Source organism: Corynebacterium sp. MSK006, from assembly GCF_030232385.1.
In the GTDB taxonomy this organism is placed as follows: Bacteria; Actinomycetota; Actinomycetes; order Mycobacteriales; family Mycobacteriaceae; genus Corynebacterium; species Corynebacterium frankenforstense_A.
This window is the reverse complement of the sequence record NZ_JASPJZ010000018.1, coordinates 21,433-40,596: the sequence shown is the minus strand read 5'-3', so window position 1 is coordinate 40,596 and position 19,164 is coordinate 21,433. Positions and strand designations below refer to the sequence as shown.

General features: G+C 67.7%; 19 protein-coding genes. 9 read left to right on the top strand and 10 right to left on the bottom strand.

Annotated elements, in window-relative coordinates:
- The first annotated feature begins 1 nt into the window (after window position 1).
- Genes QQA02_RS09760 through QQA02_RS09740 form a run of 5 tightly spaced genes read left to right on the top strand, consistent with a single transcriptional unit; the run spans window position 2 to window position 3,092 of the window.
- On the top strand, window positions 2–472 hold the full coding sequence (locus tag QQA02_RS09760) for a cation:proton antiporter subunit C (RefSeq protein ID WP_284774794.1): 471 nt from the start codon (window positions 2–4) through the stop codon (window positions 470–472).
- Window positions 469–2,001: a monovalent cation/H+ antiporter subunit D family protein gene (locus QQA02_RS09755; protein ID WP_284774792.1), complete on the top strand. Its 1,533-nt coding sequence runs from the start codon at window positions 469–471 to the stop codon at window positions 1,999–2,001. Before QQA02_RS09760 ends, QQA02_RS09755 begins: the two co-directional genes overlap by 4 nt.
- Before the next feature lie 3 nt (window positions 2,002–2,004).
- Window positions 2,005–2,469, top strand: coding sequence for a monovalent cation/H+ antiporter subunit E (locus QQA02_RS09750; protein ID WP_284774790.1), 465 nt, complete (start codon window positions 2,005–2,007; stop codon window positions 2,467–2,469).
- Window positions 2,466–2,738: a cation:proton antiporter gene (locus QQA02_RS09745; RefSeq protein ID WP_284774788.1), complete on the top strand. Its 273-nt coding sequence runs from the start codon at window positions 2,466–2,468 to the stop codon at window positions 2,736–2,738. Before QQA02_RS09750 ends, QQA02_RS09745 begins: the two co-directional genes overlap by 4 nt.
- 6 nt (window positions 2,739–2,744) lie before the next feature.
- Window positions 2,745–3,092, top strand: a complete 348-nt coding sequence (locus tag QQA02_RS09740; protein WP_284774786.1) for a Na+/H+ antiporter subunit G — start codon at window positions 2,745–2,747, stop codon at window positions 3,090–3,092.
- 145 nt (window positions 3,093–3,237) lie between these two features.
- Here QQA02_RS09740 and QQA02_RS09735 read toward each other — a convergent pair whose 3' ends face one another.
- On the bottom strand, window positions 3,238–3,645 hold the full coding sequence (locus tag QQA02_RS09735; protein WP_284774784.1) for an Ohr family peroxiredoxin: 408 nt from the start codon (window positions 3,643–3,645) through the stop codon (window positions 3,238–3,240).
- Between the two features lie 309 nt (window positions 3,646–3,954).
- Complete coding sequence (locus QQA02_RS09730; RefSeq protein WP_284774872.1) at window positions 3,955–5,460, bottom strand: catalase; 1,506 nt, start codon at window positions 5,458–5,460, stop codon at window positions 3,955–3,957.
- A gap of 271 nt (window positions 5,461–5,731) precedes the next feature.
- On the opposite strand from QQA02_RS09730, the gene QQA02_RS09725 reads away from it, so the two are divergent.
- Complete coding sequence (locus QQA02_RS09725) at window positions 5,732–6,286, top strand: RNA polymerase sigma factor (RefSeq protein ID WP_284774783.1); 555 nt, start codon at window positions 5,732–5,734, stop codon at window positions 6,284–6,286.
- A gap of 221 nt (window positions 6,287–6,507) precedes the next feature.
- The gene (locus QQA02_RS09720; protein ID WP_284864202.1) at window positions 6,508–7,851 is read left to right on the top strand and encodes a YkvI family membrane protein; all 1,344 of its coding nucleotides are present in this window, start codon (window positions 6,508–6,510) and stop codon (window positions 7,849–7,851) included.
- 104 nt (window positions 7,852–7,955) lie between these two features.
- On the opposite strand, the gene QQA02_RS09715 is transcribed toward QQA02_RS09720, so the two are convergent.
- Both QQA02_RS09715 and QQA02_RS09710 read right to left on the bottom strand, forming a co-directional pair.
- Complete coding sequence (locus tag QQA02_RS09715; protein WP_284774780.1) at window positions 7,956–8,987, bottom strand: aspartate-semialdehyde dehydrogenase; 1,032 nt, start codon at window positions 8,985–8,987, stop codon at window positions 7,956–7,958.
- A 92-nt stretch (window positions 8,988–9,079) separates the two neighbouring features.
- Window positions 9,080–10,345 (bottom strand): aspartate kinase, encoded by a 1,266-nt coding sequence (locus QQA02_RS09710; protein WP_284774778.1) that lies wholly within the window; start codon window positions 10,343–10,345, stop codon window positions 9,080–9,082.
- A gap of 198 nt (window positions 10,346–10,543) precedes the next feature.
- Between QQA02_RS09710 and QQA02_RS09705 the strand changes: the two genes are divergently transcribed.
- Window positions 10,544–11,431, top strand: coding sequence for a DMT family transporter (locus QQA02_RS09705; protein WP_284774776.1), 888 nt, complete (start codon window positions 10,544–10,546; stop codon window positions 11,429–11,431).
- Between the two features lie 22 nt (window positions 11,432–11,453).
- Here QQA02_RS09705 and QQA02_RS09700 read toward each other — a convergent pair whose 3' ends face one another.
- From QQA02_RS09700 to QQA02_RS09685, 4 genes are all read right to left on the bottom strand, one after another.
- Window positions 11,454–12,209: a LamG-like jellyroll fold domain-containing protein gene (locus QQA02_RS09700; protein WP_284774774.1), complete on the bottom strand. Its 756-nt coding sequence runs from the start codon at window positions 12,207–12,209 to the stop codon at window positions 11,454–11,456.
- 712 nt (window positions 12,210–12,921) lie between these two features.
- The gene (locus tag QQA02_RS09695; RefSeq protein ID WP_284774772.1) at window positions 12,922–13,479 is read right to left on the bottom strand and encodes a hypothetical protein; all 558 of its coding nucleotides are present in this window, start codon (window positions 13,477–13,479) and stop codon (window positions 12,922–12,924) included.
- On the bottom strand, window positions 13,463–13,654 hold the full coding sequence (locus QQA02_RS09690) for a hypothetical protein (RefSeq protein WP_284774771.1): 192 nt from the start codon (window positions 13,652–13,654) through the stop codon (window positions 13,463–13,465). The genes QQA02_RS09695 and QQA02_RS09690 overlap by 17 nt, the downstream gene beginning before the upstream one ends.
- Window positions 13,655–13,666: 12 nt before the next feature.
- Window positions 13,667–14,281, bottom strand: coding sequence for a hypothetical protein (locus QQA02_RS09685; RefSeq protein WP_284774769.1), 615 nt, complete (start codon window positions 14,279–14,281; stop codon window positions 13,667–13,669).
- Window positions 14,282–14,837: 556 nt separating this feature from the next.
- On the opposite strand from QQA02_RS09685, the gene leuA reads away from it, so the two are divergent.
- Window positions 14,838–16,658, top strand: a complete 1,821-nt coding sequence (gene leuA, locus QQA02_RS09680; protein ID WP_284774768.1) for a 2-isopropylmalate synthase — start codon at window positions 14,838–14,840, stop codon at window positions 16,656–16,658.
- 53 nt (window positions 16,659–16,711) lie between these two features.
- On the opposite strand, the gene QQA02_RS09675 is transcribed toward leuA, so the two are convergent.
- Both QQA02_RS09675 and QQA02_RS09670 read right to left on the bottom strand, forming a co-directional pair.
- Window positions 16,712–17,980 carry a hypothetical protein gene (locus QQA02_RS09675; protein ID WP_284774766.1) on the bottom strand — a complete coding sequence of 423 codons (1,269 nt, stop codon included), beginning with the start codon at window positions 17,978–17,980 and terminating at the stop codon, window positions 16,712–16,714.
- Window positions 17,981–18,014: 34 nt separating this feature from the next.
- A complete protein-coding gene (locus tag QQA02_RS09670) occupies window positions 18,015–19,034 on the bottom strand; it encodes a HesA/MoeB/ThiF family protein (RefSeq protein WP_284774765.1) in 1,020 nt (339 codons plus the stop codon).
- Window positions 19,035–19,164: the final 130 nt, after the last annotated feature.

Below are 19,164 nucleotides of genomic sequence, written 5' to 3'. Positions count from 1 at the left end.
GATGCTCATGGCACTGTCCATCGCCGTCCTCGTCGCCGGCGGGGTCTACCTGGTCCAGCAGCGCGGCATGGTGCGTCTCGTGCTGGGCATGCAGCTCATCGGGCACGCGGGCAACCTGACGCTGCTCGCCGCCGGTGTGGGCGCCTGGCGCGGGGAAGCCTTCCCCGACCGCGCGGACCTCGCCGACGCGGCGGACCCGCTGCCGCAGGCCTTCGTGCTGACGGCCATCGTCATCTCGATGGCCACGGCGACGATCATGCTCACGCTGGCCTCCCTGGGCCGCAGCGACGACACCGAGGTCGGCGACAGCGTCGCCGCCGGTGACGACGAGCGCGGCCCCGACCCGTACCCCTCGCCCCTGTCGACGCTCGGCCGCGGCGTGCAGTCCGACGAGGACTACGCCCGCGGCGAGCACGCCCGGCTCGCGGCGGACAAACGCAAGACCACGATCTGGAAGGAGGCCCGCCGGTGAACCAACCCGACATCCTGCTGCCGCTGCTCGTCGCGGTGCCCCTCGTCTCCTCCGCCCTGGCGGTCATGGCGCCGTGGAAGTGGGTCCGCGACCTGCTGCACATCGTCGTCCCCGCCTGCGGGGTGCTCGCCGGCGTCGCGCTGTTCTCCCACACCGCGGCGAACGGCCCGCTGGCCCACAACGTGGGCCTGTTCACCGGCGGCATCGCGATCCCGTTCGCCGTCGACGCCTTCTCCGCGGTGATGATCATCGCCACGGGGCTGGTCGCCGTCAGCGCCAACTGGTTCGCCACCGTCGTCGGTGAGACCCGGTCGCGCTACTACCCCGCGCTGAGCCTGATGCTGGTCACCGGCGTCAACGGCGCGCTGATCACGGCGGACCTGTTCAACTTCTTCGTGTTCATCGAGGTGATGCTGCTGCCGTCCTACGGCCTGATCGCCATGACGGGCACGTGGTCGCGCATCGCCTCGGCGCGCACCTTCGTCCTGGTCAACCTGACCGCCTCGACGATGCTGGTCATCGGCGTCGGCTTCGTCTACGGCGTCGTCGGCTCCGTCAACCTCGCCGCGCTGCGCGGCGTGGCGGCCGGCAACGGCCCGGCGGTGGTGGCCATGGGCGTGGTGGTCCTCGCGATCGCCACCAAGGCCGGCGTCTTCCCCGTCCACACCTGGCTGCCGCGCACCTACCCGGGTGGCTCGGCGTCCGTGATGGGGCTGTTCTCCGGCCTGCACACCAAGGTCGCCGTCTACATGCTCTACCGCATCTTCGTGGTCGTCTTCGACCTCGAGGACCGCTGGAAGGGCCTGATCGTCGTCGTGATGATCGTCTCCATGCTCATCGGCGGCTTCGCCGGCCTGGCCGAGAACTCGATCCGGCGCGTACTGGCCTACCAGATGGTCAACGGCATGCCGTTCATCCTGGTCATGCTGGCCTTCGCCACCGATGACCCGCAGCGCGCCCTGGCCGCCGGCCTGATCTACGCGCTGCACCACATGGTCACCATCGGTTCGCTGGTGCTCTCCTCCGGTGCGGTCGAGGAGACCTATGGCTCGGGCATGCTGCGCAAGGTCTCCGGCATCGCGCGGCGCGACCCGCTGCTCGCGGCGGTCTTCGCCGCGGGCGCGTACTCGGTGGTCGGCTTCCCGCCGTTCTCCGGCCTGTGGGGCAAGGTCTTCGTCGTCGTCGAGATCGCCCGCGACGGCAGCTGGTGGGCCTGGGCCGCGATCGCCGCGGTCATCCTGGCCTCCTTCGGCGCGCTGCTGAGCATGCTGCGCGTCTGGCGCCAGGTGTTCTGGGGTCGGCCGATGCAGGACATCCCGGAGGATCTGCGCGTGCGCGGCCGCCTGATCGCCCCGCCGGTGGTGCTCATGGTCATCTCCGTGGGCATGTTCATCTTCGCCGGCCCGCTCATCGACGCCACGCGCACCGCCACCGGCGCGCTGCTGGACGTCGACGCCTACCAGTCCGCGGTCCTCGGTGAGGACCCGGTGGGCGTTCCGGACATGACCGATCTGCAGGGAGGACGGTAAACCATGCATGTCATCGGCTACACCCTCTGGCTGATCAAGGAGATTTTGGTCAGCGGCTTCACCCTGGCGCTCGCCGCGGTCAAGCCCCGCTCCGGGTTCGACCCGGTGGTGGTGCGCTACCCGCTGCGCGTGACCGGGCCGTGGGAGATCTTCTTCTTCACCTCCTCGATCACCGTCACCCCGGCGACCCTCTCGCTGGGTCTGCGCGAGCCCACCTCCCCCGGTGAGCCGCGCACCCTGCTGGTCCAGGCGGTCTTCGGCTCGGATCCGGCCGACGTGGTCGCGGGCCTGGCCGACATGGAGGCCCGCATGGCCCCCCGCGTCAAAGACATCGATTACGGCGTGCCCGGCCAGGGCCCGACCGAGACCCTCGACGAATCCCGCTACGAGTACCCGGCCGCGCGCGGCGCGAGCGCGACGCGCGCCGGGTCCGGGGCCGACAACCGGAAAGGAGGCGGACGCCGATGAGCGCGTTTTCCGTCGTACTCCTCGTCTGCGGGGTCGTCTGCGCCCTCGCGCTGCTGTCCGCGCTGGTGCTCATCCTGGTCACCCGCGACGTGCTCAGCCGCGCGGTGCTCGCGGACATGATCTTCTACAGCATGCTGGCGATCTTCTTCATCTGGACCTTCGTCAACCAGACCTCGATCGCCTACGAGATCGCGATCCTCGCCGCCCTCGCCGGTGGTGTCCTGCCCACCCTGTCGATGTCCCGCATGATCTCGCGGGGCAGGAGGTGATGTGCCGTGTCCGTCGTTGAGATCATCGTCAGCGTCCTCGTCGTCCTGGCCACCCTGCTGGTGGTGGCCACGGCCGTCGCCCTGTGGCGCGCGCCCGACGCCCTGACACGGGTCAACGTGCTGGGTCCGACCACCTCGGTGGCCCTGCCGATCCTGCTGGTGGCCAAGGTCATCCACGACGCCTCCCTGGGCGAGCTCGACGCGAACGACCTCGTCCGCGCGGTCATCGCGATCGCGGGGCTGTGGCTGATCGCGGCCGTGGGCAGCTACTACATCGGCCGCTCGATCTACGGCGTGACCGTCGTGGACGAGCGCGCCGGCGTCGACCACCGGGACGTCTCGACCAAGCAGTAGGTGGAATTCGTCCCCGATTGACGACGCCGCCCCGGTCCCCCATTGCGGGGACCGGGGCGGTTTTCCGTCGGCTGCGCGCCCGGGGCGCGCAGGTGCCGGTCGCCGGCGCCTGCCGGTCAGCGCGGCCGGCGCGCAGGTGCCGGTGTTACTCGGCGACCGCCTCGATGTCGATGTCGCCGCGCAGCGCCTTGGAGAACGGGCAGAAGGCGTCGGCCTTGTCGACGAGCTCCTGGGCGTTGTCCAGCTCGCCGGCGTCGGCGAAGCGGGCGGTGATCTTGCCGCTGAGGCGGAAGCCGCTCTCGACGCTGTTGAGGGTGACCTCGGCGTCGACGGTCGGGGTGTGCTTGTCGACGTCCACGCCGGCCTCACCCATGGTCTTCTGCAGGGCGCCGTTGAAGCAGGCGGCCCAGGCGGCGGCCAGGAGGGACTCGGGGTTGACGCCGTCGCCCTTGGGGGCGGTCACGTCGAAGTCGATGCCGCCGTCGCCCTTGACGTGGCCATCGCGGCCGGCGCCGGTGGAGGTGACGGTCTGGGAGTAGAGCTTCTCTGCCATGGTTGATTGCTCCTTGTCTTAGGAATGTGTGGTTCTGCGCTAACTTCCGCGGGGCCCTTCGACCCCGTGCGGCCCCGAGCGTAGTCACGGACGCGCGGGCTTTCAGGCCCGCCGGTCAGCGGGCCGGAGGCCACCGGGCCCGCCCGGAAAGCCTCCCGCGGCCGCCCGGAAAGCCTCCTGCGGCCGCCCCGCGGGCGGGCGCCGCAGGCATGAAAGAGCCCCGGCGGCGGTTCTCGCCGTCGGGGCCGGAGAGGTCCTCACCTCAGTGGGACCGGGATCGACCGGGAAACAGTCGGTGTCGTCCGAAGGCTACTTCTTCTCGGCGAAGAGCTCCTTGACGCGCTTGCCCAGGTTCTCGTCGACGCTGCTCCAGTACCAGTAGCAGCGCTCCTCGGTCTCGGGGCGCACGCCGACCATCGCGTTGGTGATGTTGTCGGCCAGACGCTCCTTGGCGTCGTCGTCGAGCACCTCGCGGTAGAGGATGCCGGCCTGCAGGAAGTCGTCGTCGTCCTCGTGCTTGACGTAGGCGGCGCGGATCAGGTCCGTGCCGTGCGGGTCTGGGTTGACGTAGACGTCCTCGGCCTGGCCGTAGCTGGTGTGGTTCGACGAGGAGGTCTCACCGTCGTCGAGGTAGCCGGCCTGGATGGCGGAGCTGTTCGGCGAGTAGGACGGGTGGGAGGTCTCGTTGAAGTTGTAGGCCATCGGGCCCTCGTGCTGGTAGGTGTTACGCGGCACGCGGGACTGGTTGACCGGCAGCATGCGGTAGTTCGGCCCGATGCGGTAGCGCTGCGCGTCGGCGTAGGCGAAGACGCGGCCCATCAGCATCTTGTCCGGGGACAGGCCGATGCCGGGCACCAGGTTGGAGGGGTCCAGCGCCAGCTGCTCGATCTGGGCGAAGAAGTTCTCCGGGTTGCGGTTCAGCTCGAAGTAGCCGACCTTGATGCGCGGGTAGTCCTTCTTGGACCAGGTCTTGGTCAGGTCGAACGGGTTGAAGCGGTAGTTCTCCGCGTCCTCGAACGGCATGATCTGCACGTAGACGTCCCACTTCGGGAAGTCGCCGGCCTCGATGGCGTTGTAGAGGTCCTCGCGCAGGTAGTCGGCGTTCTTGCCGACCATCTCCTCGGCCTCGGCGTCGGTGAAGTTGTGGACGCCCTGCTGGGAGATGAAGTGATACTTGACCCACACCGGGGTGCCCTCGGCGTTGATCCACTGGAAGGTGTGGGAGCCGTAGCCGTTCATGGTGCGCTCCGAGGACGGGGTGCCGCGGTCGCCCATCAGGTAGGTCACCTGGTGCGCGGACTCCGGGGTGCGGGTCCAGAAGTCCCACTGCATGTCGGCGTCGCGCAGGCCGGAGCCGCCGAGGCGCTTCTGCGAGTGGATGAAGTCCGGGAACTTGATCGCGTCGCGCAGGAAGAACGTCGGGGTGTTGTTGCCCACGATGTCGTAGTTGCCCTCGGTGGTGTAGAAGCGCAGGGCGAAGCCGTGCACGTCACGCCAGGTGTCCGGGGACCCCTGCTCGCCGGCGACGGTGGAGAAGCGGGCGGCCATCGGGGTGACGGTGCCCGGCTGGAAGATCGCCGCCTTGGTGTACTGCGAGACGTCCTCGGTCACGTGCAGCTCACCGAAGGCGCCGTTGCCCTTGGCGTGCGGGTTGCGCTCCGGGACGCGCTCGCGGTTGAAGTGCGAGAGCTTCTCGATGAGGTGGATGTCGTTGAGGACGGTGGGGCCCTGCGGGCCAGCGGTCACCGAGAGGTTCTCGGAGGGCACCGGGGCGCCGTTCTCGCGGCGGGTCGCACCCTCGTCGTTGGGCGACATGCCGTTGGTGACGATGTCTTCGGTCGAAGCGTTCTTCTCAAGAGCCATGACTGATAGCCTCCCTTTAGTATTGGGCCGTGATTAATAGCTCATTACCGATTCTATCGACGCCCGCGGACCCTCGCCAGTAAGGCAAGGAAGATCAAACTTTCGGCTAGCCGCCGGGTGCCCATCCCCGCGAGGACCCCTGGCGGGACCCCGGCGCACCCCGCCCCGCGCACCGTCTCACACCGCGAAGTGGCCGGCAACGCCGCTGGTAACGTTGTCCTTTGTGAGGCACCACTCCGAGAGCGACGACGCACACGTCACCGACCTGGCGCTGCGTGCCGGCCGGGGCGACCGCCGCGCGCTCACGGAGTTCATCCGCGCCACCCAGTCCGACGTCTGGCGACTACTGACACACCTCGGCGACACCGACACCGCCGACGACCTGACCCAGGAGACTTACCTGCGCGTCATGCGCGCACTGCCCCGCTTCGCCGCAAACTCCTCTGCGCGCACCTGGCTCTTGGCCATCGCCCGGCGGGTGTGGGTGGACAACATCCGCCACGACATGGCCCGCCCGCGCAAGTCCGCCACCGAGTACGAGGACGCCGCGCAGACCCGACCGGCACCGGGCGCCTCCGACGCCAGCTGGTCGGAGTGGCTCGACGTGCGTGAGCGCATCAACGCGCTTCCCGAGGAGCGCCGCGAGGCCCTCGTACTCACCCAGGTGCTCGGCTACTCCTACGAGGAGACCGCCCGCATCACCGGCGTGCGCATCGGCACCGTGCGCTCCCGCGTCGCCCGCGCGCGCCGCGACCTGCTTGACGACGCCCCGCGCTGACCCTCTCCGGCCCCCGCACCCGCCTGCGTGGGCCGACGCCCGGAGGGCGCCGGCCTTCGCCCACCCGTTCCCCGCCGTACCTGCGTCGACACGTGCGTGGGAGGCGGCGTCGGCAATTGAAGTGGCCTATACCACGGATGCATGGATAGGGGTATAGCACCACAAAAGTGTCGGATCGTGCTTAACTAGAAGACATGTTTAAGAGAGTGTTAGGCATTTCGATGGCGCTCGTCGGACTCATCGTGGGTGCCGGTTTCGCGTCCGGCCAGGAGATGCTCCAGTACTTCGTGGCGTTCGGTTCGATGGGCCTGTGGGGCCTGACGATCGCCGCCGTGATCATGGTCGTCGGTTCGGTGGCCATGATGCAGCTGGGCAGCTACCTGCTCGCCGACGAGCACACCGTGGTGTTCAGCAAGGTCACCCACCCGATCCTCGCGTGGATCCTGGACATCGCCACCGTGGCCACCCTCTTCGGCGTCGGCTTCGTCATGTTCGCCGGCGGCGGGTCCAACCTGAACCAGAAATTCGACCTGCCGCTGTGGGTGGGCACGGCGATCATGCTCGTGCTCGTGCTCGGCGCGGGCATGCTCGACGTCAACAAGGTCTCCGCCGTCATCGGCACGATCACCCCACTGAGCATCACGTTCATCGTGATCGCCACCGTCTACACCTTCGCCACCGCCGACTGGGACATGGCAGCCCACGACGCCTTCGCCCGGGCCAACCTGGAGCCGGCGATGGACTGGTGGTGGCTCTCGGCGCTCAACTACGTTGGATTCTGTCTGATCGTCGCGGTCTCGATGGCGATCGTCATCGCCGGCGCGAACGCGGACACCCGCGCCGCCGGCTGGGGCGGGCTCGTCGGCGGCAGCACCTACGCGATCCTGCTGGCTTGCTCGACGCTGACGCTGTTCCTGAGCGTCGAGAGCGTCTCCGGCGACGACATGCCGATGCTCACGGTGGTGGACGACATCCACCCGTGGCTGGGCAACATCATGTCCATCGTGATCTACCTGATGGTCTTCAACACGGCCATCGGCATGTTCTACGCCATGGCCAAGCGCATCACCCGCAACCGGCCGGAGCGCTTCCGCCCGGTGTTCATCGTGGGCACGCTCATCGGCTTCGCGCTCGGCTTCCTGCCGTTCTCCGACCTGGTCGGCGTGGTCTACCCGACGCTGGGCTGGGCGGGCATCCTGCTCTCCTTCACCCTGGCGATCGCCTGGTACCGCTCACGCGGGCGGATCTCCAAGGAGGCCAAGCGCCGCGACCGCGTGCGCAACCTGCTGCGCCGCAAGCTGGACCCGAACAAGAAGTTCGGCCGCCGCGACGAGAAGCACCTGCGCCGCGCGATCCGCGCCGCGCACGCCGACAACGAGACCCTGGTCGAGGCGATCACCGAGGAGGTCGAGGCCGAGCTCGACGCCGAGGACAAGGAGGCCACCCTCGAGGCCGCCGCAGCCGAGAGCGAGGAGGCCGCTGGTTCGGAGGCAGCTGAGGCCGGGGCCGGGACGGGCTCGGGTTCCGGCTCGGGCCGCGCCACGGCCGTCAAACACCCGGACTAGGCGCACACAACTAGAGCCGCGGTCCCCACCGTCGAGGTGGCGGACCGCGGCTCCTGTCGTTTCGGCCGGTTGCGGCCGGATGCGGCCAGGCTGGAGCGTGAGGTCTAGACCAACAGCTCCGCGATCTGGATCGTGTTCAACGCGGCGCCCTTGCGCAGGTTGTCACCGACGACGACGAGCACGAGGCCCTTGCCGTCGTCGACGGCCTGGTCCTGGCGGATGCGGCCGACCAGGCAGTCGTCGATGCCGGCGGCCTCCAGCGGGGTCGGCACGTCGACGACGCGCACGCCCGGGGCACCCTCGAGGAGCTTCTTGGCCTCCTCCGGGTCGATGGCGCGGGAGAACTCCGCGTGCACCGTCATGGTGTGGCCGGTGAAGACCGGGACTCGCACGCAGGTGCCGGAGACCTTCAGGTCGGGGATGCCGAGGATCTTGCGCGACTCGTTGCGCAGCTTCTGCTCCTCGTCGGTCTCCAGCGAGCCGTCGTCGACGTAGTTTCCGGCCATCGGCAGCGCGTTGAAGGCGATCGGCGCGACGTAGGGGCCGAAGTCGTCGGTCTTGAGCACCGAGCCGTCGTGGGCGAGCTCGACGTTGCGGTCGCCGATCTCAGCGACCTGCTTGGCCAGGGTCTCCACGCCGGCGAGGCCGGAGCCGGAGACCGCCTGGTAGGAGGAGGCGCGTAGCGAGACCAGACCCGCGGCGTCGTGCAGCACCTTCAGCACCGGCATGGCGGCCATCGTCGTGCAGTTCGGGTTGGCGATGATGCCCTTGACCGCGTTCTTGGCCTCCTGCGGGTTGACCTCGGAGACGATGAGCGGGACCTCGGGGTCCTTGCGCCAACCGGAGGAGTTGTCCACGACGGTCGCGCCCGCGGCAGCGAAGACCGGGGCCCACTGCTTGGAGGTCGAGCCGCCGGCGGAGAAGAGGGCGATGTCGATGTCGCGGACGGAGTCCTCGGTGACCTCGGCGAGGTCCTCTACGGTGATCTCCTCACCGCGGAACTCGAGGGTGGAGCCCGCCGAGCGCTTCGAGGCGAAGAAGCGGATCTTGTCCGCCGGGAAGTTGCGCTCCTCGAGGATGTCGCGCATCACGCGGCCGACCTGGCCGGTGGCGCCGACGACGGCGATGGTGGTCATGCTGGTTCAGTGCTCCTTAGGTGGTGTGTGTGCAGTGGTCGCGCCCGTAGGCCCGGTGCACCCCGTGGGGCGCGGCCCCGCGGGCCTGTGCGCTAGCGGCCGGTGCCGGCGTAGACGGTGGCCTCCTTGTCGCCGCCGAGGCCGAACTTCTCGTGCAGGGCGCGGGCAGCCGTGTCGAGCTGCTCCTCACGGACAAGCACGGAGATGCGGATCTCCGAGGTGGAGATCAGCTCCATGTTGACCCCGGCGTCGCGCAGGGCCTCGGTGAACTCGGCGGTGACCCCGGGATGGGACTTCATGCCGGCGCCGACCAGGGAGACCTTGCCGATCTGGTCGTCGTAGAGGACGTTCTTCCAGCCGCCCTTGTCGCGCAGCTTGCGCAGCAGCTCCATGGCGCGCGGGCCGTCGTGGCGCGGGCAGGTGAAGGTGATGTCGGTGGTGCCAGACTCCAGCGAGGATACGTTCTGGAGCACCATGTCGATGTTGATCTCGGCGTCGGCGATGACACGGAAGACGTCGGCCGCCTTGCCGGGGGTGTCGGGGATGCCGAGCACGGTGATCTTGGCCTCGGACTTGTCGGTGGCGACGCCGGTCAGGACTGCTTCTTCCACGGGGATATCCTCCATCGAACCGGCAACGAGGGTGCCGGGGTCGTTGCTGTATGACGATCGTACGCGCATGGGCACGTTGCAGGCGCGGGCGTACTCGACGCTGCGCAGCACGAGAATCTTCGAGCCCACGGCCGCCAGCTCGAGCATCTCCTCGAAGGAGATCTGCTTCAGCTTCTGTGCGTTGGGCACGATGCGTGGGTCGGCGGTGTAGACGCCGTCGACGTCCGAATAGATCTCGCAGACGTCAGCGTCAAGCGCCGCGGCCAGGGCGACGGCGGTGGTGTCCGAACCGCCGCGGCCGAGCGTGGTCACGTCGCGGGTGTCCTTGTTGACGCCCTGGAAGCCGGCGACCAGGCAGATCTTGCCCTCGTCGAGGGCCTCGCGCACGCGGTCCGGGGTGACGTCCACAATGCGGGCGTCACCGTGACGCTCGGTGGTCAGCACGCCGGCCTGCGAGCCGGTGAAGGAGCGGGCCTCCGCACCGAGGGAGTCGATGGCCATGGCCACCAGGGCGTTGGAGATGCGCTCGCCCGCGGTGAGCAGCATGTCGAGCTCGCGTCCGGGCGGCACCGGGGAGACCGACGCCGCCAGGTCGAGCAGCTCGTCGGTGGTGTCCCCCATCGCCGAGCAGACGACCACGACGTCGTAGCCCTTCTTCTTGGTCGCCACGATCCGTTCCGCCACGTTGCGGATGCGCTCGGCGCTCTCCAGTGAGGATCCGCCGTACTTCTGAACAACCAGCGCCATCGTGCGGCCGCCTTTCCGGTCTGGGTCGGGTCTCGGGTCCCGAACCCGGGCGGGCCGGGCGCGGGATTTCTGGCAACAAGTCACCTTACCGCGCCCACGTGCGCTGATGCACCATGTGCCCCGCCCGGACCACCCGAAACACTCATCCGGGACACATCCGGTGCCCGGGTGCGTCGCGGCGGACCGGGCCGGGCGGGGATGACGATTAAGGTGTGTGGGGTGCACGAGACATTATCGACGGCGCTGGCCATCTTCTTCGCGCTGTCCTCGGCGCTGACGCTCGCGTGGGGCACCGTGGTGCGCCACCGCATCGCGGAAGCGGCCCCCGATGACGGCTCGCTGAAGGGCTCGCCCCTGTGGGCCGCGGTCACCCGGCCGCTGTGGTGGGCCGGCACCGGAACCGCGCTGATCGGCTACGGGCTGCAGGTCGTCGCCCTCGGCTTCGGCACCCTGCTGGTGGTGCAGCCGATCCTCGTGCTGTCCCTGATGTTCACACTGCCGCTGTCGGCCCGCTACGACAACCGGCGGATCTCGAAGTCCCAGATGGCGTGGGCCGGGCTGCTCACCGCCGCCGTCGCCGTGCTGGTCCTGCTGGGCAACCCGCAGTCGGGCAACCCCCACCCGCCGCTGAACCGGTGGCTGATCTCGATCGCGGTGGGCACCGTGGTGCTCTCGGCGGTCGCGCGCTCCGCGGTCAGCCTGATCCGCGGGGAGAAGGCCCTGCTGCTGGGCCTGGTCACCGGCGCGATCTTCGGCTACGTCGCCGTGCTGTCCAAGGCGGTGGTCGACATCGCCGTGCATGCGACCGTCCCGGTGCTGCTGCTCAGCTGGGAGACCTACGCGCTGATCTTCGGCGCCGCCCTCGGCACGGCTGTGCAGCAGTACTCCTTCTCCGCCGGCGCACTGAAGAACTCGCTGCCGGCGATGACGATCGGCGAGCCGATCGTGGCCTTCACCCTCGGCTACCTGGTACTCGACGAGAAGTTCCAGGTCGACTCCGTCTTCGGCTGGCTGTCCATGGGCGCCGCCCTGATCGCGATGATCTGCGCGACCGTGGCACTCTCGCGCAGCAGCATCAAGAACTAGGTCCCGGGTCGCGGCGGCGGGCTCACCGTTCCGCCGGTTCCTCCGACGCGTCCGTGTCCGCCGGCCCCTCCGAGGCGCCCGGCGCACCCGGCTGCCCCGGGGTCTCCGCCGGCTCCGTGCCCTCGAGGCTCTCCGGGGCCTCCAGTTCCTCCGACTCGTTACGGCCCTCGGGCAGATTCAGCTCCGCCAGTCTCTCCAGCGCGTTGAGGCCCTCGGAGATGTCCAGGCCCTCCACGGACCGGGGTGCCGTCGACTTGATGTCGCGGCGGAAGCTGCCCTGGAGGCCCGTTCCGGTGACCGCGAACGGGTAGGCGGCGACGAGTCCCATCCGGCCGGTGAAGCACTGGGCCCCGTTGTTGCCGCCGATGCCGCCCCACAAAGCAGCGTCACAGCCGAAGCGGAAGTTGGCGGTGCGCTGCGGGAACGTGTAGGAGACGGTGGTCGCCCCGTCGAGCCGGCCGTCGACGTAGATGCGCAACTGCGAGCCCGCGATCTTGTTCCCGAGCTCGTCGACCGGATTACGGTCGAGCACGAAGGCGACCTGGTGCCACCTACCGTCCACGATCGACGTCTTTCCCTGGATGACGGCCCGCAGGGGTGGACGGGCGTGTTGTGGTTGTCGCCCGTGCGGGACGCGCTGGCTCCGAAGGCCAGCGTGCCGTCCGGGAAGATGTGCGCCGAGGCGTAGATCCTGGAGGTCGGCCAGCCGTCCCAGTTGACCGCGCCCGCCCCGGGCACGGTGAACAGTGCCGCGGGCGCCCTGTCCGGTTTGACCCACATCACCCCGGAGTAGGAGCCGATCCCCTTGAAGTTGTCCATGCTGTGGAACTCCTTGTTCAGGATCACCCCCTCATGATCCCACTGCGATCCGGGGTAGTCCATGTCAGCCGGGCACGGCTCATCACCGGGCGGCGCCGTGCGTACCTTGTTGAGGTGGTTGTAGATGCCCGCGGTCCGCGGTCTCAGGACCGTGCCCGCCGGCAGATAGGGGTTCTCCTCCCGGAACTGGTCGATCTCCTGAGGGTAGGAGAGGTCGTCGATCCAGTTGTCGCCGTTGCCCCTCTTGGTCGCGGCGATGTAGTAGGCGCCGCCGCCCTTGAGTCCGATGTTGGTGAAGTGCTCGAGGCAGCTCTGCAGGTCGGGGTAGCCGGCGAAGTTCTCCGTGTTCTCCACCTCCGCAGTGAACGCACCCATCGTCGGCCGCCCGGAGACCCCGAGCACGGCCACGGCGACGCGCACCGCCGCCACGACCACGCCGACGACCGCCCACGGGTCGCCCCGCAGCGCTCCGGTCAGCGCCCTGCGCAGCGCGCCCCCGCGTGCCTCCTCGGTGTTGCTCATGCCTTGCCGCCCTCCCCGACGGTCGCCGCGTGCGTCACTTCCTCGTGGTCCCGGTCCTGCGCGTCCCGCTGCCCGGCCTCCCGCTGGAACCAGCGGTGCTGCAGGTAGAACCACAGGAACGGCGAGAGACCCAGGCCGATCAGGCCGAGTCACCAGGGCCAGGTCAGCGCCGGGCGCGGCTGGAAGGAGAACTCCCCGTCGACTGTCTCGTGCGCCGTGGTGGCCACGTCCGTACCCACCGGGAACATCACCGGGCCGGCCGGATCGTCGCCGACAGGGTCGACCTCGACGGGCAGGATGCCGGTCGAGACCGTGCGCGCCTCCGCCTCCTGGGGGCCGTCGACGCGAAGCCCCAGCAGCTCGACGCCGAGCAGGGGGCGCACCAGCACGATCGCCAGCGCGAACCCGCAGAACACGCCCAGCAGCCGGTAGCGCGAGCGCTGCGCGGGCTCCTCGACGCGCCGGGTGACCACCCAGAACAGCAGCCAGGCCAGCAGGATCACCGGCAGCCCCCGGATCACCCAGCCCAGCCCGGTCGCGGTGAAGACCACGCGGCCGACCATCGCCTGGTCGGTCAGGGGCAGCGGGTCGACGGCCGCGCTCAGGTCGCCGCGGGTGCGCACTGCGTCGTCGGTGGAGTCGATGACCCGGTGGGTGCGCGCCTGGCCGTTGATCTCGGCGGTGACCACGTCACCCGGTTCCAGCACGGCGACGCGCTGGCTCGGTGACCACCAGCGAGCCGACCGGGATGGCCCGGCCCATCGAGGGGGTCTCCATGACGAAGGAGCGCATGCCGAAGGCCCACGCCACGCCGAGGCCGGCGAGCACCGTCACTGCCGCCAACGCCGCGAGCGCGGCCAGCCACTTCTTACCCAGCGACACGCCCGACGTTCATCAGGCCTGGAAGGTCCAGGTCAGCGGCTGCAAGATGGTGCCGCCCTGCAGGTCGTTGCCCACCGACTCCGGCAGCCCGACCGTCACGGTGAACGGCCGCTCGGCACCCGGGTCCACCGGCGCCGTCAGGTTGAAGGACTGAGTAGCCAGATCGGCGGCGGTGCCCGAGTAGATCTCGCTGCCGCCGTCGGCGATCTTCACGGTCATCACCCCGCAGGCGTCCGCGGTATTCCCGGCCGCGCTGCAGGCACCCGCGGCCAGTGTGAAGCTCTTCGCCGGTACCGTGCCGGTGTTGGAGATCGTGACGGTGGTGGTCTTCTCACCGCCGGGCACCATGGCCATGTCACCGCCGTACTTGTTGATGGAGGTACAGCTGGCGGCGTTGCCCTCGCCGTCGGTGGAGGTGCAGGTGACCTCCTGGCCGTCGGCACCCGGGCCGGTCTCCTGCATGACCAGGGAGCCGGCGCCGGCCTGGTTGCCGTCGTTGGTGATGCTCGCCGTGTAGGCGCCCAGGGTGCCGACCCCGAGCGAGGCGAAGATCGCCGCCGAAGCCGCCACGGCAGGCACGACCCACTTGCGGTTGTTGTTGCTCCTGTGCTTGGACGTGTCAGCCACGTTTCCTCTCACCCCCGGGCTCGAACTGAAATTCCCGGCCTGACCTCAAAGTACATCCGCGAGCTCATCCAAGGGCACGGCCTGCATGCAATCTCTTTTAGGTCTTTTCCAAGGTTTTGTATCCGGACCCACGTTCCCACCTGAACGAGGGTATGCGCCTCAACAGCTCCCGGAGTGTTGTATGCTGCCTCACATGCAGCGGACGAGCATTCTTCTCCTTCTTCGCCGCGGCGGGCTTTAACCCCAGGTCACACACGGCCGGCACCCCGTCGCGGAGATCGGTGATGCCGGCCGTGGGCACTGGAGACACACCCCGGAAGCTCCAGCCCTCCCCCTCCACAGGCGGGACGGGCGGAGGCACCGGAGACCCGCCCCCCCCAGTCGCCGCCCCGCCACCCGCGGACCACCGCAACGAAACCGCCCAGGGCGCCCCACGCGGGCGTCGGCAAGCGACGGAACGGTCCGAGGCCGCCGACACCGCACGGGAACCACCAGGCAGGCACCACGACCTGACCGAAGCGACGCACCGAGCACGAAGAAGAAAAGGACGCACACCATGGCCCCCTCCCAGAACACCATCTCCGCCCCCAACCAGATCCACACCCCGGACGGCGAGCCCTACGAGGGCCAGCCGAAGTGGAACAAGCAGCGCGGCTCGTCGATGCCGGTCAAGCGCTACCTGTCCTACGCCGAGGAGGTCGAGGACTTCTCGCTGCCGGACCGCACCTGGCCGGACCGCAAGATCGAGCACGCGCCCGTATGGTGCGCCGTCGACCTGCGCGACGGCAACCAGGCGTTGATCGACCCGATGAGCCCCGAGCGCAAGCGCCGCATGTTCGAGCTGCTGGTCGAGATGGGCTACAAGGAGATCGAGGTCGGCTTCCCGTCCGCCTCCCAGACCGACTACGACTTCGTGCGCGAGATCATCGAGAACGACATGATCCCCGACGACGTCTCCATCCAGGTGCTGGTGCAGGCGCGCGAGCACCTGATCCGCCGCACCTTCGAGGCCTGCGAGGGCGCGAAGAACGTCATCGTGCACTTCTACAACTCGACGTCGATCCTGCAGCGCCGCGTCGTCTTCTGTAAAGACAAGGAGGCCATCAAGAAGATGGCCACCGACGCCGCCGAGCTGATCAAGTCCATCGCCGCCGACTACCCGGACACCAACTGGCGCTGGGAGTACTCGCCGGAGTCCTACACCGGCACCGAGGTCGCCTACGCCAAGGAGGTCTGCGACGCGGTGGTCGAGGTCATGGACCCCAGCCCCGAGCACCCGATCATCCTGAACCTGCCCTCGACCGTCGAGATGATCACCCCGAACGTCTACGCCGACTCCATCGAGTGGATGGACCGCAACCTGAACCGGCGCGACTCGATCATCATCTCGCTGCACCCGCACAACGACCGCGGCACCGGCGTGGCCACCGCCGAGCTGGGCTACCTGGCCGGCGCCGACCGCATCGAGGGCTGCCTGTTCGGCAACGGCGAGCGCACCGGCAACGTCGACCTGGTCACCCTGGGCCTGAACATGCTGACCCAGGGCGTGGACCCGCAGATCGACTTCTCCGACCTGCCGCGCGTGCGCGCCACCGTCGAGTACTGCAACCAGCTGCGCGTACCCGAGCGCCACCCCTACGGCGGCGACCTGGTCTTCACCGCCTTCTCCGGCTCGCACCAGGACGCCATCAACAAGGGCATGGACGCCCTGGCCTCCTCCGTGGTGCCGGGCGCGACCAACGCCGAGGTCACCTGGGAGCAGCTGCACGACGCCGTCTGGGAGGTGCCCTACCTGCCGATCGACCCGAAGGACGTCGGCCGCGACTACGAGGCCGTCATCCGCGTCAACTCCCAGTCCGGCAAGGGCGGCGTGGCCTACATCATGAAGACCGACCACGGCATGCGCCTGCCGCGCCCGCTGCAGGTCGAGTTCTCGCAGGTGATCCAGGCCGTGACCGACTCCGAGGGCGGCGAGGTCAACTCCAAGAACATGTGGGACATCTTCGCCGGGGAGTACCTGGACCGCGACACCCCGCTGGCGCTGAACCAGATCCGCGTGACCACCCCGGAGTCCGACGGCGAGCCGACGCAGGTGACCGCCTCGGTGACCTACGAGGGCCGGGACCACGAGGTCACCGGCTCCGGCAACGGCCCCTTCGCGGCCTACGCCAACGCGCTGGAGGAACTGGGCGTGGACTTCGAGAACATCAAGTACGAGCAGCACGCCCGCACCGCCGGCGACGACGCCGAGGCCGCCTGCTACGTATACGCGGAGGTCAACGGCTCCCAGGCCTGGGGCATCGGCATCGACCCCTCGACCATGGAGGCCACCATGAAGGCGATCACCTCCTCGATCAACCGCGCCCTGGCCGCGTAGATCTCGGAGCGTTAAGGCGGCTCCGCCTCTTGGCCCGCTTGCCGACGCCGCGCCTACTCCGCGCGCCGCGCGAGAGCGGCGTTGACTGCGAACACGGTTCCCGCTGCAAGGCACACAGCGAGCACAACGACGACCGCGCCGACGGAACCGTCGAAGCGAGTCACCGCCACGCCGGCCGCGGGCAGCAGGCTAGCGGCCAGGATGCGCGCCAGCGTCGAGCGGGCCGCCAGCGCCGTCGCGCGCAGACCGGCACCGGCCGCAGTGCTGATCGCTGCGCTGACCGCGACGTCGCAAGCCCGGAAGCACCAGAAGAACAGCAATAGAGCAGCAGCCAGCACCAGGAAACTTCCCGTTACCTGAGCCACGAGCCACCCGGTGGCCGGCAGTCCGGCAGCCAGAAGGTAGCCCGACGGCGAGGCGGCAACCACGCGGGACAGCGACGTCACCCGGGACTGCACCCACAGGATCGCTACGAAGAGCCCTCCGAGCACCGGCCCCAGGCTGTGGTCCGCGAAGCTTTCCGGGAACACCTCGGTGACGGAGACCTGCCAGTACTGGATCGCCACCTGGAAGGCCGCGTAGAGCAGCCCGGCCACGGCGATCGACCCGAGCAGCCTGCGGCGCAGTCCGAAGACCGTGCGCCAGCGATCGGATCCGCCGTGCCCTCGCGCCTCCGGATCCGCTGGCCCCCGCGTCGTGGCCCCAAAACCGAGGGGCGGGAAGTGGCGAGAGTAGACAAGATAGGCGCACGCGATGCCCAGGCAGCCCACACCCGCGGCAACCCAGGTGCCGCGCGGGAAGGCCGGGTACAACAGTCCTCCGAGCCCGGCGGCCAGGGCCGAGGCGGAAAACTCCCAACGCGAGAGCAGCGCCAGCGCCTCCCGCGCACGATCTGGCTCAGCGTCCGCACCTGCCTCCCGTGCACCGTCGCGTAGCCCCATCTCGTCCTGCTGCGACGTGCCTCCCTCGCCCTCTAAATGGCTTTCTTCATCGAGGCGCCGGTCCAGGAATTCCGCAGTCATCGCCCCGGTGGACAGGCAGATCGACAAGGCGTTGCACACCTCGGCGCCCCACAGCCAGCCAGGACTGGGGGCCAGACCCGTCATGAGCAGCCATGCGGCCCCGAAACCGACAGCGCCGATGATCGCCCAGCGGCGCCCGAGCGAATCTGCGAGGTAGCCCAGGGGCACCTCCAGCAACACGACGATCACCGCCTGCATCGCCTTCAAGTAAGCCAGCTGAGACAGGTCGAGCCCCTGATCAAGCAGGAACAGCGCACTCGTCGCACCGACGAGCATCCGCAGTGCGCCGAAGCTGGCCACGCACACCAACAAGAAAGCGGAGGTAGAAGTACCCCTAAACATACCAAGCCCTCTGCAGATTAAACTTTAAATCATCTTTATACAGGCCAACTCTACAATCGAGAGAAATAGGAGACTTGAACCGTCCAAGATATGCAACGACATCATCGATTACAAGTCCTGCACAAACAAAATTTGTCCACGCATGTGAAGGCGCCTGATAAGCCCACTCGGAAATTCCATCGCCCTCATCTTCATTCAGGGCCGAAAAGAATCGCTGCCAATTATTTGACGTTTCAACCTCAACCAGAGGGCCACAAATTGGAATATCGTTAACGTATCCCGCCTGAATTACTGCGGCACCAGTTTTCGCCGCAGCCCGAATCACCTGGCCAATCAGTTCAGCGGAGGAATCGGCGCTTAGCATTATCAAATCCGCACCTGCAAAATGGGCAAGCGTCACGTCGTCAACGACGAAAGCAGTACGTTGCATTGTGACAGTAATCTCAGAATTTATATTACGCAGTCGCCTAGCAAGTACGGCGCATTTAGACTTGCCAAGATCCGCTTCTGTATAGAGAATCTGCCTGGACAAGTTAGAAAGTTCGACAACATCATCATCGATCAGATGGATATGTCCTATTCCGCTTCCTGCCAGACCAGCAGCCACAATACTCCCGACACCTCCACACCCCAAAATAATTACACTACTTGACTGCAGCCGAGACTGCACCACCGCAGGATTTGCACCCATGTAATTGTAATACAGTTTCGGCCTGTCATATCGGTCCTTAAAATCACGATCAGAAATATACAGATACGGATTGGCCAAATAATCCAGACCAACAGTTTCTAACTTGTTGTCTTTACAATTTCTGGAGAGCTCTTGACATATTTCGCCCCACATTGCACCCCCGGCCCGAGATCGCAACCATTGGAGGGTTGCAATTAGTGGTTTGGACTCTTCAATATCGAAGGATGTTTCGCGCGTCCCACCGCATATATACACCCTATCCTCAATCTGCGTCCAAGTAACATAAGGGGCCAACTTCATTTCCTGCCGGTAGTCAAACATCTCACTTCCTCCAAGACTGAGGCGGCGGCCCGGCCACCCGCCAGACCGCCGCGACAAGTATGTTCCGATCAGTTGCGGACACGAATATTCATGATTCACTCCTTTCTGTGGGATTTTTTGGTGTGATGAC

Bases quoted from the DNA above. Each gene is read 5' to 3' on its own strand.
- QQA02_RS09760 (WP_284774794.1), top strand. From the start codon at position 2: ATGCTCATGGCACTGTCCATCGCCGTCCTCGTCGCCGGCGGGGTCTAC.
- QQA02_RS09750 (WP_284774790.1), top strand. From the start codon at position 2,005: ATGCATGTCATCGGCTACACCCTCTGGCTGATCAAGGAGATTTTGGTC.
- QQA02_RS09745 (WP_284774788.1), top strand. From the start codon at position 2,466: ATGAGCGCGTTTTCCGTCGTACTCCTCGTCTGCGGGGTCGTCTGCGCC.
- QQA02_RS09735 (WP_284774784.1), bottom strand. From the start codon at position 3,645: ATGGCAGAGAAGCTCTACTCCCAGACCGTCACCTCCACCGGCGCCGGC.
- QQA02_RS09730 (WP_284774872.1), bottom strand. From the start codon at position 5,460: ATGTCGCCCAACGACGAGGGTGCGACCCGCCGCGAGAACGGCGCCCCG.
- QQA02_RS09720 (WP_284864202.1), top strand. From the start codon at position 6,508: ATGGCGCTCGTCGGACTCATCGTGGGTGCCGGTTTCGCGTCCGGCCAG.
- QQA02_RS09715 (WP_284774780.1), bottom strand. From the start codon at position 8,987: ATGACCACCATCGCCGTCGTCGGCGCCACCGGCCAGGTCGGCCGCGTG.
- QQA02_RS09710 (WP_284774778.1), bottom strand. From the start codon at position 10,345: ATGGCGCTGGTTGTTCAGAAGTACGGCGGATCCTCACTGGAGAGCGCC.
- QQA02_RS09705 (WP_284774776.1), top strand. From the start codon at position 10,544: ATGACGATTAAGGTGTGTGGGGTGCACGAGACATTATCGACGGCGCTG.
- leuA (WP_284774768.1), top strand. From the start codon at position 14,838: ATGGCCCCCTCCCAGAACACCATCTCCGCCCCCAACCAGATCCACACC.
- QQA02_RS09670 (WP_284774765.1), bottom strand. From the start codon at position 19,034: ATGTTTGACTACCGGCAGGAAATGAAGTTGGCCCCTTATGTTACTTGG.